Here is a 15,823-nt window from a genome sequence, read left to right on the forward strand (position 1 = left end):
CCACCGGCGTGCTCAATCGCTCTTACCCGGTAGTCGCGACACCGAGCTTCAGCCGCCTTCCGTTCTTGTTGGCAGGGCGGCCGCGAGCGATCTGCGAACGCTGCGCGTCCGCGTTGCTCGTCGAGCGGCCCCGGCCTGACGGGGGCTTGCGTTCGATCCGATGGTTCCACTCGTTGGGCTTGTGCAGGTTCTTGAAGAGTTCGTTGTCGTACCAGGAGTGCCTCTTGTCCCACACCCGGGACAGAGCGTCCAACCAGTCCTGGTGCTCACGCTCGGGCACGTCACAGACCGTGAGGAAGGCCAACATCTGGTCCTTGCTGAGCATGGTGGTGCCCTCGAGCATGCGGCGCATCGTGCTGCGCGGCAGACGCCCCAGGCCCGCCCGGCGTTCCATCTCGCGCAGTGGCATCGCACCAGCCCGGTGGTACATCTCGCGCAGAGCGGCACGTAGTTCCGCCGCATTCTCGACCAGTCGGGGTCGGGGCGCGCTACCGAACGCAAGCGCAGCGCTGTGCTCCACGGCGCGCGCGTGGCGCCAGCGGCGACGGGCCTGCTCCAGCGATCCGCCGCAGGCAACGGCATACGCCTCCACCACCGGCAGGCGCGGGACGCGCTTGCCGCTCGCAGCGCGCTGCAGCGTGGTGGCCGAGTACGCGTTGCCCGTCCTCGCCGCGAGCTCGACATACGTGAGCTGGGCGTTGGTACGGATCTCTCGCAGCCACCCGGCGAGAGTCAGGAGACCCAGGTTGAGCGTGGCGATCGGCTTCTCAGGACGTCCCATGACGCCCCCTCACACTATCGGCAGGGACAACGGGACCCGGCGGCCGAAGCGCAGTGTCACCACGGCCCCCACCGCGATCAGACCGGCACCGGCGAGCGGTTGGAGGACGGTGCCCGGATCCATGCCGCCCCACGCGAGTGCGATGCTGGTCAGGACGATGACGATGATGACGGCGGTCTCGGTTCCGGTGAGACGGTGCGGGGCGGGCGTACGGCCCCCCGCGGCATGGCGTTTGCGGCTCATGCGAACTCCCTGTTGTTGATCAGGCGGCTGCACTCGTGCGTGTTGCCGCCGGTGGCTGCGGACTCCTCACCACACCTGGACGGTGGCACGTCCAAGGGGTCTATGTGCCATGGTGCCCTACCGCCTGCAGGGACCCAGCAGTTGATGCGTCTACGGGCCCCTTGGCAGTTCTGTTGGCAGGCTCCGTAAGCAATCCACGCGGATCAGCCCCGCTGACCTGCAATGTTCTCGCGCGGTGTACGGAGCTCCGTACGATTGATGCGCCTGCGACCCAGCTTCGGCACGGCGCGCTTGCACCCCTACAGGCAGGGATGCGACGCTCCAAATGACAGGTTCCAACTCCCCCGGCGGCTGCGGACTCCTCCCTACCGATCGGGACAGAACCTTCGGGCACGGCGTGCGTGGCAGCACCCGGCCCAACCCTTAGGGCCGACCTGCGACCAGGTCGGCCCTCTGCCATGCCGTGGAGACGGTGAAAGACAGCACGGTGTTGCGGGCGGGAGCTCGTGCGGTCAGGCGGCGCAGCCCCACTCGTACAGAACTCGTAAGCCCCGTACCGGAATCCCAGGTCGGGCAGGATGCCGTCGGTCCAGGCCTCGTCCAAGCCCGCCGCGTCGCCGGCCACCCAGGCGCCCAGATGCAACCGGGCGAGATCGCCCAGGAGTTCACCGACCGAACGCTCGGGCCTCGCTGACGTCATGTCCACAGCCCAGGAGCTGGCACTGACACACACCGGGAAACGGTACGACGGACACCTTGCACGAGGCCAGCCAACCAGCTTGTCACCACCGACCATGCCCACAGCCGCGCTCTCGGCCCACCTCACTCCCCCACACCCCTCTGACCAGCACAGACTCGCTCCGCCTACTCCACCCGGCAATAGCGAATCTTTCGACGATCACTGGATTCCGGAACGATCACTGAACTAGCACTTCAGAGGGCCCCTTGGCTCTTCAACCTCCACGGAAATCCCAGCTCAGGTCAATTCGCCACGACGACTAGAGATCCCGCAACGATCACTAGACCAGCAGCGCAACGCATCACTCATACAGTGATCCTTCGCGGATTTGTCACATGAAGTGGCTACCCACCAGATGACGAGGGCCGGATACCGCAGACCCTCCCATTATCGTCAGAGTGACGTAAACTTTGATAGAGTTGGCCTCCGAAACACCGGGCCCCGGGCCCGGCTACGGTCCGGGAAGGGGCACCGCCGTCATGACGTCGAGCAGTACACCAACGAGCCCTGCCGCACTGGTGGTTCCGCCGGGAAACGCCCTCGACCCCATGGTGGCACTGGCCACCAGCGTGCACACCAGTCCGCGCGTGTACGCCCTTCTCCTGGGCGCCGGCGTCTCGATGGGCGCCGGGATCAAGACCGGCTGGGGCGTCGTCACGGACCTGGTCCGCAGGGCAGCCACCGCGGACGAACCGGAATCCGGCACAGCGGGCGAGGACGCCGCGCAGGATCCCGAGGCCTGGTGGGACGCCCACGGCACCGGCCCCCTCGGGTACTCCACGCTCCTCGCCTCGCTCGGGAGCACCCCCGCCGCGCGGCAGGCGCTGTTGTCGGGATACTTCGACGCCGATCCTGACGACGCGGACGACAAGCGGCCCGGCGCAGCGCACCGCGCCATCGCCGAACTCGTGCGCCGCGGGAGCATCGGGGTGATCATCACCACCAACTTCGACCGGCTCACCGAGCGCGCGCTGGAGGAGGCCGGCATCACCCCGCAAGTCATCCACCGGCCGGAGGAGTACGCCAGCGCAGCACCCCTGCAGCACCGGGCCGTGACGGTCATCAAGGTGCACGGCGACTACCTGGACTACGAGTCGCTCAACACCGACGAGGAACTCGGCACCTACCCCGCGGACCAGGCAGCCTTCCTCGAGCGCGTCTTCGACGAGTACGGGTTGATCATCTGCGGCTGGTCCGCCGACTGGGACAAGGCCCTGGTGGAAGCCATCACCGGGCTCCGCTCCCGCCGCTACCCGATGTTCTGGTCGCAGTACGGCACCACAGGCGCCAACGCGCAAGATCTGGCAGCCCGTCACGGCGCGGCCGTCATCACCGGTGCCACAGCCGACGAGTTCTTCCCCGACCTCGTACGGCGCCTCGACGCCTTGGACAAACTCGCCGAGGTCCCGCCTACGCGCGAGATGGCCGTCGCCCAGCTCAAGCGCTCCCTGGCCGACCCAGTACGCCGCACACGATCTCGTCACCCGGGCAACCGACCTGGTGATCAGTCGTGCCACACATAACAACTACCCGCTGCACGGTGACGTGTTCGAGCAGAACGCCGCCGGCTACCGACGCGACGCCGACACCCTCCTGCACCTCCTAGCCGCAGGCGCCTTCCACGACGACGGCACACACGACGCCCTGTGGGTACGAACCGTCCAACGCCTCGCCCGCCTACGCCAGACACTCCCCGCCAGCCACAACGGAGCCCTTGAAGCACTCCGCCACTACCCCGCGCTTCTCGCTGTCTGGACCATGGGCGTCGCAGCCGTGATCGCCGGGCGCGAGGAATTCATCGGAACCATCCTCACCAGACCCGTCTTCAAATCACCCCTCCGCCAGGACCCCGAAGAGGCAGCCATCTTTCTCAACTCCTGGGATGTACTGCCCAAGAACAGCCTCGACCGATTCTGCCGGCTCGACCCCCAGCAAGCGTGGAAGTACCCCGCCTCCCACTACCTGCGCCAAGAAACGGCGGAAGTCCTCCGCAGCGTCGAGCCGAACGACGAAGCCGTCGATGCCGCCTGCGACCGCTTCGAGTTCTTGGCATCGCTGTTCGCCTACGACAGCGCCGCCCCGCGTCGCCGTGCCATCATGCCCTGGCCAGGGCGGTACCTGTTCGTAGGCCGCTGGGGGGAAGACGACTGCGGACTGTTCGCCGAGATCTCCGCAGACACGGACCTACGCGCCCGCCTGGCACCAGCCTTCCGGAACATCACCGTGGACCAGGCACTCACCGAACTCGCCGAGTGGCGTCATCGGTACCACCGCGACTTCCCACGCTGACGAGCTGATCCACCGTCGGCGGCGAGACGCAGAAACCCTTCGTGGCTGATCACGGCCGGGTAGTGAGGACCGCCGACTCGTGCAGTGATCATCAGGCACCGGCGGATCACCGCACTAGGCGGCCGCCGACACAGAAGCAGCCGCGGGCGTCATCACCTTCTACTCGTACAAGGGCCGACGGAGCAGAAGCAAGATCCCGTAGCGGCCCTACAGGGATCACCCTGACGTGCCTGTGCACAGCCCTGCTCGTCACGGCGGTCGGCGTGACCTGGTACGCCCCTCCCAGAGACCCTCCCGGGCTGATGATCCGGCAAGGCACCACCACACTGTGCGGGGAGGTCGTCTCGGCCCGCCGGGGCGCGGTTGTGGTCAAGGTTGACGGTGTCGCCATGATCGTCGACCTTTCCCGAGCCGAGTCCGTCACCCCAGTCGCCTCGTGTCCCATCGCGTTCTCCGGCGCCGGGTAGACCGAGTCTCATTCCTCTGCGGGTCCCGCGTCCAGGGCGAAGAGGTACGGCGATCCCTTGTCATATCCGATCTCTTCCAGGAACAGCGCTTCGACATCCTGAAGGAACGTCATGTGTCCGCCCACACCATGGAGCAAGTCCACATCAGCCGGGTCCGCGCCGGTGAACACTGAATCCGACCACTGCCCGTCCTGCACCGACCAAACGACGAGATGGGTCGGCGCAAAGAGCAGCCACACCACGTCCACATCGCCAAGATCAGGCAAGGGCGCCAGGGTGTGGGCCAAAAAGACCTCGTTCTCCAGGCACTCCACCGTCGGGTAGTCGAGGAAGTGCGCAATGAGAAAGACGTGCTTGGCCACGTGGGCTCCGAGAGCCGCTTTCCGGGCGAGTTGGCCCTTCGCCTCCTCGATCCAGTGGAGGCAATGGTCGGTCAGGACATCGTTGACCGAGGTGACCGAGACCTGATGTGCCTGCTCCGCCTCATCTCCGGCCTGCTCCAACCTCGCCTCGTACCGGCGGAACTCACCGGGCAGGGACTTGACCTCAACAAGAACGGCCGGGGATTTGCCCTCCTCGGTCGCGGCGAAGACCAGGTCTGGCCCATCCCCCGGCTCGATCCCTGTGGGAGGCCGGCCGAAGAAAGCGGTGGTGAGGATCGCGGCCAGGTGTTCACCGGATCGGACTCTGAGTCGGCTGATGTCCCGCGCTGTGAGCGACCGGACGAGCGCATGCGTGGCGTTCAGCAACGAAGCCAGCGAAATCCACACGACGTGACTGCCTCTTGTGTCATCGGCCATCTCCCAACTATGCCGCCCTCGAACGTGCATTGGCCACGTTGTCGCCCCTGTTGGTCAGCGGGGGCATGCCCCCGTCGGGGGCCGCGAGCGAGGGCGGGCCGTGCCCCGCGGGAGAGTCGACCGGGCGCCGTACGACCTGGCGCGGGAGGCGCGGATCATCGGGCAGCTGGGCCCCCTCTCCCGCTACGACTCAGTCGGCTCTGGGGTCGCGGCTTCCTAGACGAGAGGCCACCCAGGTCCGGACAGTGTCCGTGTACCAGTAGGGCTTTCCGCTCTCCACGTGGTCGGGCGGCGGCAGCAGTCCGTGCTTGCGGTACGACCGCACGGTGTCTGGCTGCACCTCGATGAGCGCCGCGATCTCCTTGTACGACCAGAACCCACGATCACTCGTTAAAGAGGGATCATCAGCTTTGGGTCGGCTAGAACTAGGCGCTGCGAGAGGATCCCACACCCGAATGACATCGTCATATCCGACGGTGGCGAGAAGACTGTGCTGACCGGGCCTGTCGATGCCAGCCATAGCCAATACCTCTGGCGGGCGGATGGCGCATATTTCACGGTGAGCTGGGGGTTGGTATTGCAGATCCCATAGCCACACGGCACCGCTATAGTCCGCTGTTGCTAGGTGCCGTCGCCCAGTTGAATCAACAAGGGAAGTCATGGCGCGTCCGGGGAATGTGCCGGTCCAGTTTGTTCTGCCGAATGGAGTGCCGTTCCTTGCATCCCAGAGGTGAACCCTCCCGCCGTATCCGGTTGTAACAAGCAGCGGGGATCCATCTGCGTTCGGGAATCCTGTCATCGACAGAACGCCTGCAGGATGAATAACGTATCGGATGCCGAGTGAACTTCCGTCGCGTGAATCCCATAGACGCACTTCCCCCGCGTAGTTGATCCCCGCGATGAGTGGGGAGCCCTTACGCTGCGGGACAGTGGCGATTGCCACGATTCCAGATGCTTTCAATCTAAAAGGTGTGCCGACCGTACGGCCCGTCTCCACATCCCAAGTTCGTGCCATCGCGTCCGTGCGGTTGTACGTTACAAGGTGCGCATGGTCCCCGGGCACATGGAAAGAAGCCATTGCCATGGCACCGCCGGGGATTCTAAATGCGAACTGCGCCTTGGCCTCTTGGAGTAGTGTGCTTCGGGATGGCCGGCGGCCGAGGTTCGCTGCCTCCCGTTCGCTCACGCGGTCGGGGACGTGGATGACAATCGCACGTCTTTTGAAAACGTCCGAATTCGCGCGTTCCCAGTAATGGGACCGCATGGTAGCCACGATCATGACTGGCGGCTGCGTGCCGTCGTACTGAGTAAGGTCGACCCCCCAGAATCGCTCCAGGTTGTCGAGCCATATCACCGTCCTTGGGCGGATCAGCGGCATCCCCATCTCTAGATCCTGGGCTGTAGGAGGCGCCCACAAAACCCAGCCCTCCGGAAGAGTGCGGACTGCCTCCCAGGCAGAGCGCGTCTTACCCGAGTCCTCATTGCCCACGAGAACAAGGACTGTGCGGCGCTCCTGCCAGGGGCCTGCGTGGACGATGTCTCGCAAGGGAGCATCGTGCTCACGCTCTACGTATGTTGAGATCTGATCCGCTTCATCGCCCGCAAGCGCTGTTGTGTGTATGCCCAGCGATAGTGGTTGTGTCTGCGAGATCGGCGTCCCGCGGGGCGAGGCTGATTGTGCGAAGGGGATGGCTCCCAGGCCGATCTTCCGCGTTCCCGAGTCATCGGCCGTGGTGCGCAGGGCCGGGAAGTCACCGCCGAGCCCTTGTGGCAGCCGTTGGAGGTACTCAGCTACGTCCCGGCGGACGAGCTCCTGAACGGTGGTGATCTCCTGGCGGAGTTGGGCGCCGAGTAGTGCCTCGCGGACTCCGGGCAAAAATTCGAACTGATGGTGCGCCATGTCGAGCGTGCGGTGTCCGCCCTGCCAGGGTTCAAAGAGCCCACCCAGGGCCACTTCCACGATGTGGCCGTGTTCGGAGTGCGGGAGCATGGCCCGGCGCACGAGCGTCATCACGGGAAGGGTCAGCGGAACGGCGGACAGATAGCCCGCCAGCTCTTGGGCGATGGGCGACGCGCTCTCCTGGAAGCGGCGAAGGGCTTGTGTCACGTCGGGCTTCGGGGATGAGGAAAGGACTGGAGCCGCTGCTGGCTCCACACTCGTTGGCGTCCGGCTGATCGTCAGACTTGGCAGCCTGCTCCAGCGTCCTTCGCCGGCGACCAGCAATGCCAGTGCCCTGAGTCCCGTCGGGGTTGCTTCCAGCATGGGGATGGCAATGCTGCCCGCGAGCCGCTCGCGGTCTCGGCGCCTGCTGCTCAACCGATCGCGACCACCGCGTGGCGCTGTAGCAGCCAGGCGCCACGATACGTTGGGGGCCGCTGGCCGAGCGGCTCTCACGAGCAGTCCCGAAGGGGGCACCGCGCCCCGGCTCCATAGACGGCGGGGAAGCACGTTCAGGAGGGCCAGCGGGTTGTGCGCTGCCCATTGCCGCAGGACAGCCTCAAGGTTGGCGCCGCTCCAGCCCTGAGCGACCATGTCCGTGACTACCAGGACCAGACGGTGTCCGGACGGATCGGCCACTTCCTGCGGGCGGCGGGAGTCACCGCCGGCCGCGCGGGCGACAGTCGGCGTGCCTCCCGCCTCGGTACCGCTGAGGAACCACACCCGTACGTCGCGGAAGATGCCCGTCTGAGCGATGGTGCGGCACAGCTCGCTGACAAGGTCGTGCCACAGCAGCATCGAATGGTGTGTGTCGATGACCAGGGCTAGGTCGAGCCAGCGACCGCGTTGCGGCTTCAGGACCGGCACCACGATGCCCTGTTCGGCACTGTTGTCGACGCTGAGTTCCTCGTCCAGCTCCATCCTGGTGACGCCGGGTACGGTTCGGCGGCCAAGGGGGCGCAGTGCCCGCATAACGCCGAGAGGGTTATCCAGGGCCATGGCTCGCCGAACCAGGACTGCTTCGCCGCTGAGAGCATTCGAATCGGCCGCGCTCGCGTGCTGCTTGGGCGTGGCGCTGTAGAGGCGTTCGCTGGCCTGGGATCTGCTGTCGGCCTGATCTGGAGTGGCTGGCGGAGCGCTCAACTGTGCGTTATCGGGCGGCGGTTCGCTGGCAGTCGTGGGGGCTTGCCGCCCTTCGGTGCTGATGTGCGTGGCCAGCCACAGGATGTCTGCCAGTTCCTCCGGACCTGCGTCGGCGCCCGATTCGACCAGTGCTGTGAGCAGTTCCTCGATCACCAGAGGGTCCTCACGCTGACGAGGGTCCTGTGAGCCGGTGCAATACGGTCTCCAGGAACTGTGTGTGGTCGTCCGAGTCGGGCCATGCTCCCTTCAGGCGCAGTTGCACTGCGTTGAGCAGTTGGTCGGTGGCGAGGTCGCCGTCCATGCGTCGGTCGATGAAGGCGTCGACGAGTTCCTGGTAGTGCTGGTCGGAGGTGGAGTCCAGCCCCAGTCGCTGCCGCACGATCTGTGTCAGCTTCTCCTTTCCTGGCGGCTCCATGTGCAGTCTGATGCAGCGGCGCAGGAAGGGTGGCGGAAAATCCCGCTCTCCGTTGCTGGTGAGGATGACAACCGGGAAAGACCGGCACTGCACCTTGCCGCGCTCGACTCGCACCCGTGCCTGTGGATCGTCGTGAGTGCTGATCCTCACCTCCGGCTGCTGTGCCGCAACCCGCGCTAGCTCGGGGATCTCGAACGCGCCCTCCTCAAAGACCGTGAGTAGATCGCCGGGCAGGTCGATGTCGCTCTTGTCGATCTCGTCGACGAGTAGCACCCGGGGCCGGTCCTGCGCCAGCAGCGCAGTTCCCAGCGGCCCGAGGCGGAGGTAAGGCGCGATGGACGGGGAGATGGGGATGGCAGGTGTTTGCTGGAGGTTGCGGAGATTGGCGTCATGAAGTCTGCCGATGGCGTCGTACTGGTACAGGCCATCGCGCAAAGCAGTGCGGCTGGTGATCGGCCAGTGCAGTACGGGGCCGAGTCCCAGGTCGGCGGCGATGCTGTACGCGAGGGTGGATTTACCGAGGCCGGGTTTTCCGGTGACCAGCAGCGGTCGTCGCAGATACAGGGCTGTATTGACCGCGTCCTTCTCGGCAGTGTCCGGCACATATCCAGTGCCTCGGTGGTGCGTCTCCTGCCAGGCGGGGTCGTCGACGCCCGGCGGCGTGTAGTCGGGATCCCGTACTCCCATGAAGTCCCGCCAGGGGGGTCGCTGGTCGGCCAGTCGTTCGTTCTTCTGCTGGATGGTTCCCGGGCCCTGGTAGATCCACCATTCCTTCGCTGTCACGACAGCGGCCGCCTTTCAGGTACGCGTTCGGGGTCGTCCCACATCAGTGCCACGGAGAACGAGGATTGTCGCACCCCGTCCGCTTGACCTCCGGGCACGGCAATACGCAGTGCCCTCAGCAAGCCGGGAAGCCTGCCGACGTCCATTCGCTCTGTGCCGGCAAGGACCGTCATCAGACCGCCGCGGGCTGGTGTTGCGTATCCGCGGCGTGGCCAGACAGCGATGGGCACTCCGGCGTCCAGTACAGCGTCGAGCGTGTCCACCAGGTGGCTCTCGGAGACTTCGGCCAGCACACACACCGGCGGGTCAGTGGCCTGCAGAACCACGCCCAGGTTGTCGCAGACATCGCCGTCGCCCAGCTCGTGCACGGCTTTCGGATCACTGCCGCCATGGGTCTTGAACCACTGCCACTTGCGCCGCCAGGCCTCCCCCGCCACACCGTTGCGTTCGTCCGGGCAGCGCACCAGGACTTCGTAGTGACAGCCGAGTTCGATCTCCTTGCCTCGTCTGCCGATGGGCAGCCGCCAGCACTCGAATTCCTCCTCCAGCAGCCCGTACGGTACGTGGAATTCGATGCGCACCGGCCCAACCGCATGCTCTGCAAGCAACTGATGGGCCAGGCGGTCTTGCACCTCCGTCAGCACCAGGGGCCGGTCGGACTCCCAAACAGCTTCGAAGGCTCCCTCACGGTGGAGCCACATGCATACCCAGTGGGCGCCATCGCTTTCCGCGTCCTCCGTCAGCTGTACATGCAGACCCGGAGGTTCCGGATCTGGCTCGGGAGGAGCTGGGACGGGTGCCGAGCCGAGGCGTTCGTGGGTGGTGTCGACCCAGGCATCAGCCGCTTGTGTCCATGCAGGTTCCAGCGAACGGGCGGCGAGATAGCGGATGAAGGGCAGAGCCAGGGGCATGTGCCGCTGTCTGCCCTGCCGGGCGTCGAGGTCGTGGGCGATAGCCATCAGGCCGCCGGACGGGAGGCCGCGGTGGGCGGGAAAGGCGCAGCCTGTGATGTCGAAGGCCCAGCGGTAGGCGTCGTATGTGTGGGCGGGAGGCATGCGCCCGCGCAGGAGCGGTACGAGTTCCTTCCAGGCAAGCTGGTCGAGACACGGGGCTCCGGGTCCCGCCAAGTCGGGATCGGTCCAGCGATCCCCGAAGATCGTGGAACCGCTCCAGTCGCGGCCGATAACGAACTGCGGGTGCTGCCAGGCCAGTCCCTGGGTGCGCAGCAGCTGGAAGTCGGCCTGTACGGAGCGGGCGATGCCAACGAGTCCGTGCACGCTCTCGTGCAGGGTGGTCTTGGTAAGCCGCCGCATCAGGGTGTCAGTGAACTGGCCGGCGCCCCGGTCGGCGAGGTTCTGTGCGACCTCACCGGCGTGCGAGGCGTATAGCGTGAGCTGGCGGCGCTCCGGGGCCGGTGGGCGTGCCCCGTAGTCTTTCTCGCCGAAGTTGAGCCCACGCGCCGCGCGAGCGTCGACCCGGCAGGCGTCGCCAATCGCTATCTGGCGGCGGAACCGGTCGTCGGCTGGTCCGGATCCCTTCCACCAGCGCAGCGCCGCCTCAAGATTGAGATGGGCAGTCCAGTCACGGGTCGCGTCCGCGTACGGGAGGAGCATCTGGTGGGTCTGGTCGAGGTAGCCGTGTCCGGCCCAGTAGATCCATAGCAGATCGCCGTCACACGCCGGCAGTTCCTTGAAGAGGATTCGCTCGACGTTCTCCTGAGTCGGCGAGAGGTAACTCCGGTGCGCTGTCTTTTGCCGGGTCCGGTCAAGGGGGGAGAGGAGCAGGTTCACTTGTTCGGCTGGGACGCCGGCGGGGCCGGTTAACCACTCGGCGAACCGTATGGCGTCGCGAGCCGCGCCGGGCAGGTCCCACTGGTGGCTGATGCCGTATGACTCGATGCCCACGACCAGTGCGAAGACGCGGTGCGGATCAATCTCTTCGTTCCCGTCGGAGATCACCGTGGCGCCTCAATCTCCTCCGCAATCCGGTCGTACAGTGCATCGAGTTTCCAGTACGCGCTGTGGCTGAGGGGAAATGGCTGCCGGCTGCTCACCTCATGGTCGATGACCCGGGGGTCTCCCGGGAAGACCGGTTCGGCCCGGTACGCGAGGAGGTCCTTGCGGTCGAAGACATTGAGCCAACGCGGGAAACCAGGTGGCAGTCCGGCAGTCGGTGGCAATCCGGTGAGGGCGCCCAGTTCATGCAGGAAGGGGGCCTGCGAGCCGACAGTCACCAGTAGTTGAGCCTCCGGCAGCGGTCTCCGGTCGATGGCCGCCAGCGCATAGAGGTCCACCAGAGCGATGCCGCCCAGGCTGTGCCCGATCACAACAGTCGGCTCAGAGCTCTCCTTGATCACACTTTCCAAATAGTCGCGGAGGGGGCGACCACGGGTCTGATACCGCAGGATGTCGCCAAGCGCCGGTGCCGATCCGGTGGTCAGCGGCGCCCTCCAATGATCGAGTGCGGGCTGAGTGGTCAGCCGCAGGGCCAACCCGCCGAGTACGGCCGCGACGCGGCCGCCCGGGAAGCGCCCAGTGCCGCCCAGCTGAGCGCCAACGAGGTCCACCAGCCTGTCTCGCTCATCACCGGTACACAGAGCCTCATTCCCGGCTGCGCTGAGCGCCTGGGCGACGACCGCGCGGGATGCGGTCGCTGCGAGTTCGCGGACGGCCAGGGCATCGGAAGCCACATCGCATGCGCCGGCGAACTCCGACGAACCTGCAATTGTTTCGACGGCTGCCGGGTAGCTCGCCGCGATACCGGTGGATTGGAGCAACAACGTCAGTTCGCCAGGCGGAGGGTCGCCTTGCAGCTTGGCGACCCGGTCAGCGATCTCCTCCCCCGCAGCTCGGACGCCCGGCATCTGCAGCCCTTCGTCGCCCGCCGGCGCGGTCGTCGCCAGGACACGCAACTCACAGAGCGGGTCCATCAGCAGGAGCAGCCACTCTGCGATCTCATGGTCGAGCGGGCCGACCGCCGCCACGCCACGCGTCCCGTCCACCCCCGGTATCGAAGCACCACCGGCACTAAGGTCCGCGCCAAAAGCATCCCCCCAGTAACAGGGCACGAGTTCTGAGCCGGGGAAGCGCGCGGTCAAGCCCGACGCCACGATGGGGGCCAACTTGTCGAAGCGCTCCCGGCGCACTCCAGTCCCGTGAACGAAGATGAACCGCATGCGGACCAGCCCTCCCCCATTGCGCTGCCTGCTGGCAGGAGAATATCTGGGCCGGGTGGCTCTGGTCGGTGACTCTCACCTACAAAGCCACAGGCCACCTGACATGCGTCCGGGCTACGGCCGGTCTCCCGCTCCCTGATGCTGACGCCGTCATAGCCGTACGCCTGCCATGTGACCTGCGAGGCGTGAGCGGTCCGCCGTGGCTCGGTCGACGTCGCATCGCCCGGTCCGGAAGGCCGCCCGCCGCGCCGGACCTATGACGGCGCCTGGTGGTCTCATCTGGCCGCGCTGACCTAAACGTTAACCTCGAAGTTTCCGCCGACGGAGTCGGCGGACCGTCGCGAAACTTCGCCCTCCCCTCGTCGAACTTGTCGCCGAGCTTGGTCTCCGAGCACCCGTAGACGCGCCGACCATGGACCTCGACCCAGGGCAGTTGAAGGGCTTGACCATCAGTAAGGCGACCGCGTACCCGTCCGCGATCGGTCAGGAGCGGGAGCTGGTTATGGCAGCCGGTCCGCTCTGGGAGCGTGGGGTCTTCTCCCCCACCTTCTTCACCTCGATGGTGCGCGGGTCGACGGCTTCGCCGGGGGCGCCTTCGCGGTAGAGGCCGCCGGGGAGGCTGTCGCGGTCGTGCGGGAGGAGGAAGAAGACGCGGCGTTTGTACAGGCCGCTGTCGGGGTCGGGTTCGGCCTGGTCGTCGAGGAGGGCGTAGCCGACCATGCGGCCGTCGCGCGCGTAGGGGGGTTTGGTGTTGCGGCGGCGGGTCTTGTCGAGGGCCTGGCGGACGTAGTCGAAGTTTTCGGGGTCTTCCAGCCACACGACGTGTTCTTCGTGGGTGAGATCGCCCTCGGTCAGTAGCGAGCTCATGGCTGTTGCCCCTCCTTCGTCTGCTGGGCCGGCCGGCGGCCCGCCTCGTGGTGTGGTGTTCCGCCCGCTTCTGGACGTGGCCCTGCGGTTCCATGGTAGGTGGGGCGCATGCGGGTGGGTAGAGACGGCTGGGGGCCGGGGCTGGTGTGTGGCAGTTCGCGTGAGGGGGGCGGGAGTTGGTTCATGAGGGGGTGTCCAGCAGGGCAAGGCCGGGGTAGTACTTGCGGCCGTTGGATTTGATCATGTCGGTGGGTGAGGCGAGGCCGACTTCCTGCCTGACGCGGGTGGCGAAGGCGCGGGTTCCGGCGGGGCGGATGCCTTCGCCGGTGCTGCACCAGGAGGCGTAGGCGGCGTACAGGAGGCCCTGTTCGACGCGCAGGTCGGGCTGGGCCTCGAGGTCGCGGGTGCAGCATTCTGTGAGGAAGCGGCCGATGTGGTCCTCGGTGTTGGCGTAGGCGCTGGTGGCGATGCGGACGCGGTCGGGTCCTTCGAGGTTGTCACGGGTGGTGAGGTAGCGGCGGGCGCCTTCGATGAGCCACTGCAGGATGCCGGGGCCTTCGTCGCGGACGAGTTCGAGCGCCAGGTTGTCGATCTTGCGGTGGTCGGGGACGGTGCGCTCGAAGGGCAGCAGGCGGATACGGCGCCAGAACGCGAACCCGCCGGTGGAGACCTCGGGGCGGTGATTGCCGAGCAGCCACAGGTGGTGGGTGGGGCTGAAGGAGAAGTAGTCCTGCCGCATCCGGCGGGCTTTGATCTTGTCTCCGCCGGTCAGGAGGCGAACGCGGGCTTCGTCGAACTTGTCGTTGGGCTTGAGCTCGCTGCAGACGATCAGGCGGCGGCCGTGGAGTTCGGTGAGTTCGGTGGAGTGCTCGGAGAACGCGCCGCGGTCCATGAGGAATCCGGGCGGGGCGGCGTCCGCGTAGTCGCCCAGGATCTGGATCATGACGTCCAGCAGGACGCTCTTGCCGTTTTTGCCGTGGCCGTGGAGGAAGGGCAGGACCTGGGCGCCGACATCGCCGGTGATGGAGTAGCCGAGCAGCAGGTGCAGGAAGTCGATCATTTCCTGGCCTTCGGCGTCGTCGCCGAAGGTGTCGTACAGGAAGCGGTGCCAGCGTGGTGTCCCTGTCTGCTGGGGGGCGACGCTGGTGGCGCGGGAGTGGAAGTCGCGGGTGGGATCGGGCTTGCGCAGCTGGCCGGTGTTCAGGTCGACGACGCCGGCGGGGGTGCATAGAGCGTAGGGGTCGCCGTCGAGGGTGTCGGGGTCGACGGACAGGTCCGGGGAGGCTTTGGCCTGGGTGAGGAGGGCCTTCATGCCGGTGGTCGAGAGGGTGCGCTTTTTGTGGTGGTGGAGCTCGCGGTCGCTGAAGAGTCCGCGGGGGTCGGTGTCGGGCATGTCTTCGGCCATCTCGCCCGCGGCCCACAGGGCGGCTTTCTCGCCGCCGGTGCGCTTCCAGCGGTAGCCGTCCCAGCAGAACCAGCCCAGGCCTTCGACGTGGCGGAACTGATCGCGGTAGAGCTTGACGAACAGCTTGGCGTTGCCGCGGTCGGTGAGGGTTGCGGGCAGGGGTGCCGGCAAGGCCCAGGACGGTGTCGGCGGGGCGAGGGGGGAGGTGTGGGCCTGGGCGGGCAGGGCGGCCGGCGGCTGGTGTGTCTGTTCGAGGTCCAGCATCTGCTGGGCAGCGGCGGTGGCGTCGAAGCGCGGCGTCTCGGCGCTGCTCATGAGCGTCCTTCGAGGTGGAGCGGGCGGGCGGACCCGGCGGCGAGGGCGTCGTTGATGATGCGTTCGTTGCGGGTGCTTTGCCAGGGGCGCGCGGTCTCGGCGGCCTCGCGCAGCAGGGTGCGCGCGGTGTGTTCGTCGAGGTGCCCGGCGGCCGCCAGTCCTCCGGCCGTGTAGGCGGCCTTGTTGAGCTTTTCGGTGAAGGCGGCGCCCTCGGGCAGGGCGGCGCAGTCGGTGACCTCCAGCAGCAGCGGGTCCAGGACGCGGTGCGCGCGCACGGGGGTCCGGGGCCGGCGGCTGCGGGGGATCGCGGGCCGGGACGAGGCAGGCGGCCGCTGGATGGTGTGTCCGGTCCGGACGAGTTCCGCGCCTAAGGGTTGTCCCGTAACTGCCGGTCACAGATGAGATGATCTTGCTGTGGCTGGTGTGATCACGGCGTCGGAGCCGTCCTGGATAGTCCCGTTC

Annotated in this window: 12 protein-coding genes; 2 read left to right on the top strand and 10 right to left on the bottom strand. The window is 66.7% G+C overall.

Annotated elements, in window-relative coordinates:
- Positions 1–22: 22 nt before the first annotated feature.
- Both ACZ5SK_RS41840 and ACZ5SK_RS41845 read right to left on the bottom strand, forming a co-directional pair.
- Positions 23–781 (bottom strand): helix-turn-helix domain-containing protein, encoded by a 759-nt coding sequence (locus ACZ5SK_RS41840; RefSeq protein WP_468158796.1) that lies wholly within the window; start codon positions 779–781, stop codon positions 23–25.
- A gap of 9 nt (positions 782–790) precedes the next feature.
- Positions 791–1,024, bottom strand: coding sequence for a hypothetical protein (locus tag ACZ5SK_RS41845; protein WP_468158795.1), 234 nt, complete (start codon positions 1,022–1,024; stop codon positions 791–793).
- Positions 1,025–2,242: 1,218 nt separating this feature from the next.
- On the opposite strand from ACZ5SK_RS41845, the gene ACZ5SK_RS41850 reads away from it, so the two are divergent.
- Together ACZ5SK_RS41850 and ACZ5SK_RS41855 are read left to right on the top strand one after the other, a co-directional pair.
- The gene (locus tag ACZ5SK_RS41850) at positions 2,243–3,286 is read left to right on the top strand and encodes an SIR2 family protein (protein ID WP_334581480.1); all 1,044 of its coding nucleotides are present in this window, start codon (positions 2,243–2,245) and stop codon (positions 3,284–3,286) included.
- Positions 3,264–4,052 (top strand): hypothetical protein, encoded by a 789-nt coding sequence (locus tag ACZ5SK_RS41855; protein WP_334581481.1) that lies wholly within the window; start codon positions 3,264–3,266, stop codon positions 4,050–4,052. Before ACZ5SK_RS41850 ends, ACZ5SK_RS41855 begins: the two co-directional genes overlap by 23 nt.
- 475 nt (positions 4,053–4,527) lie before the next feature.
- On the opposite strand, the gene ACZ5SK_RS41860 is transcribed toward ACZ5SK_RS41855, so the two are convergent.
- The 8 genes from ACZ5SK_RS41860 to ACZ5SK_RS41895 form a co-directional block, all read right to left on the bottom strand.
- The gene (locus tag ACZ5SK_RS41860) at positions 4,528–5,319 is read right to left on the bottom strand and encodes a hypothetical protein (protein WP_334581483.1); all 792 of its coding nucleotides are present in this window, start codon (positions 5,317–5,319) and stop codon (positions 4,528–4,530) included.
- Between the two features lie 190 nt (positions 5,320–5,509).
- The gene (locus ACZ5SK_RS41865; RefSeq protein WP_334581484.1) at positions 5,510–8,554 is read right to left on the bottom strand and encodes an SAV_2336 N-terminal domain-related protein; all 3,045 of its coding nucleotides are present in this window, start codon (positions 8,552–8,554) and stop codon (positions 5,510–5,512) included.
- A 10-nt stretch (positions 8,555–8,564) separates the two neighbouring features.
- On the bottom strand, positions 8,565–9,599 hold the full coding sequence (locus ACZ5SK_RS41870; protein WP_334581485.1) for an AAA family ATPase: 1,035 nt from the start codon (positions 9,597–9,599) through the stop codon (positions 8,565–8,567).
- A complete protein-coding gene (locus tag ACZ5SK_RS41875; protein WP_334581486.1) occupies positions 9,596–11,557 on the bottom strand; it encodes a VMAP-C domain-containing protein in 1,962 nt (653 codons plus the stop codon). The genes ACZ5SK_RS41870 and ACZ5SK_RS41875 overlap by 4 nt, the downstream gene beginning before the upstream one ends.
- Positions 11,554–12,774 carry a hypothetical protein gene (locus ACZ5SK_RS41880; protein WP_468418066.1) on the bottom strand — a complete coding sequence of 407 codons (1,221 nt, stop codon included), beginning with the start codon at positions 12,772–12,774 and terminating at the stop codon, positions 11,554–11,556. Before ACZ5SK_RS41880 ends, ACZ5SK_RS41875 begins: the two co-directional genes overlap by 4 nt.
- 483 nt (positions 12,775–13,257) lie before the next feature.
- On the bottom strand, positions 13,258–13,641 hold the full coding sequence (locus tag ACZ5SK_RS41885) for a DUF6009 family protein (RefSeq protein WP_468418065.1): 384 nt from the start codon (positions 13,639–13,641) through the stop codon (positions 13,258–13,260).
- A 181-nt stretch (positions 13,642–13,822) separates the two neighbouring features.
- The gene (locus ACZ5SK_RS41890; RefSeq protein WP_468577570.1) at positions 13,823–15,361 is read right to left on the bottom strand and encodes a DNA primase family protein; all 1,539 of its coding nucleotides are present in this window, start codon (positions 15,359–15,361) and stop codon (positions 13,823–13,825) included.
- Complete coding sequence (locus tag ACZ5SK_RS41895) at positions 15,358–15,636, bottom strand: hypothetical protein (RefSeq protein ID WP_468577572.1); 279 nt, start codon at positions 15,634–15,636, stop codon at positions 15,358–15,360. Before ACZ5SK_RS41895 ends, ACZ5SK_RS41890 begins: the two co-directional genes overlap by 4 nt.
- Positions 15,637–15,823 lie beyond the last annotated feature (187 nt).

The organism is Streptomyces sp. NPDC031474 (assembly GCF_055581185.1).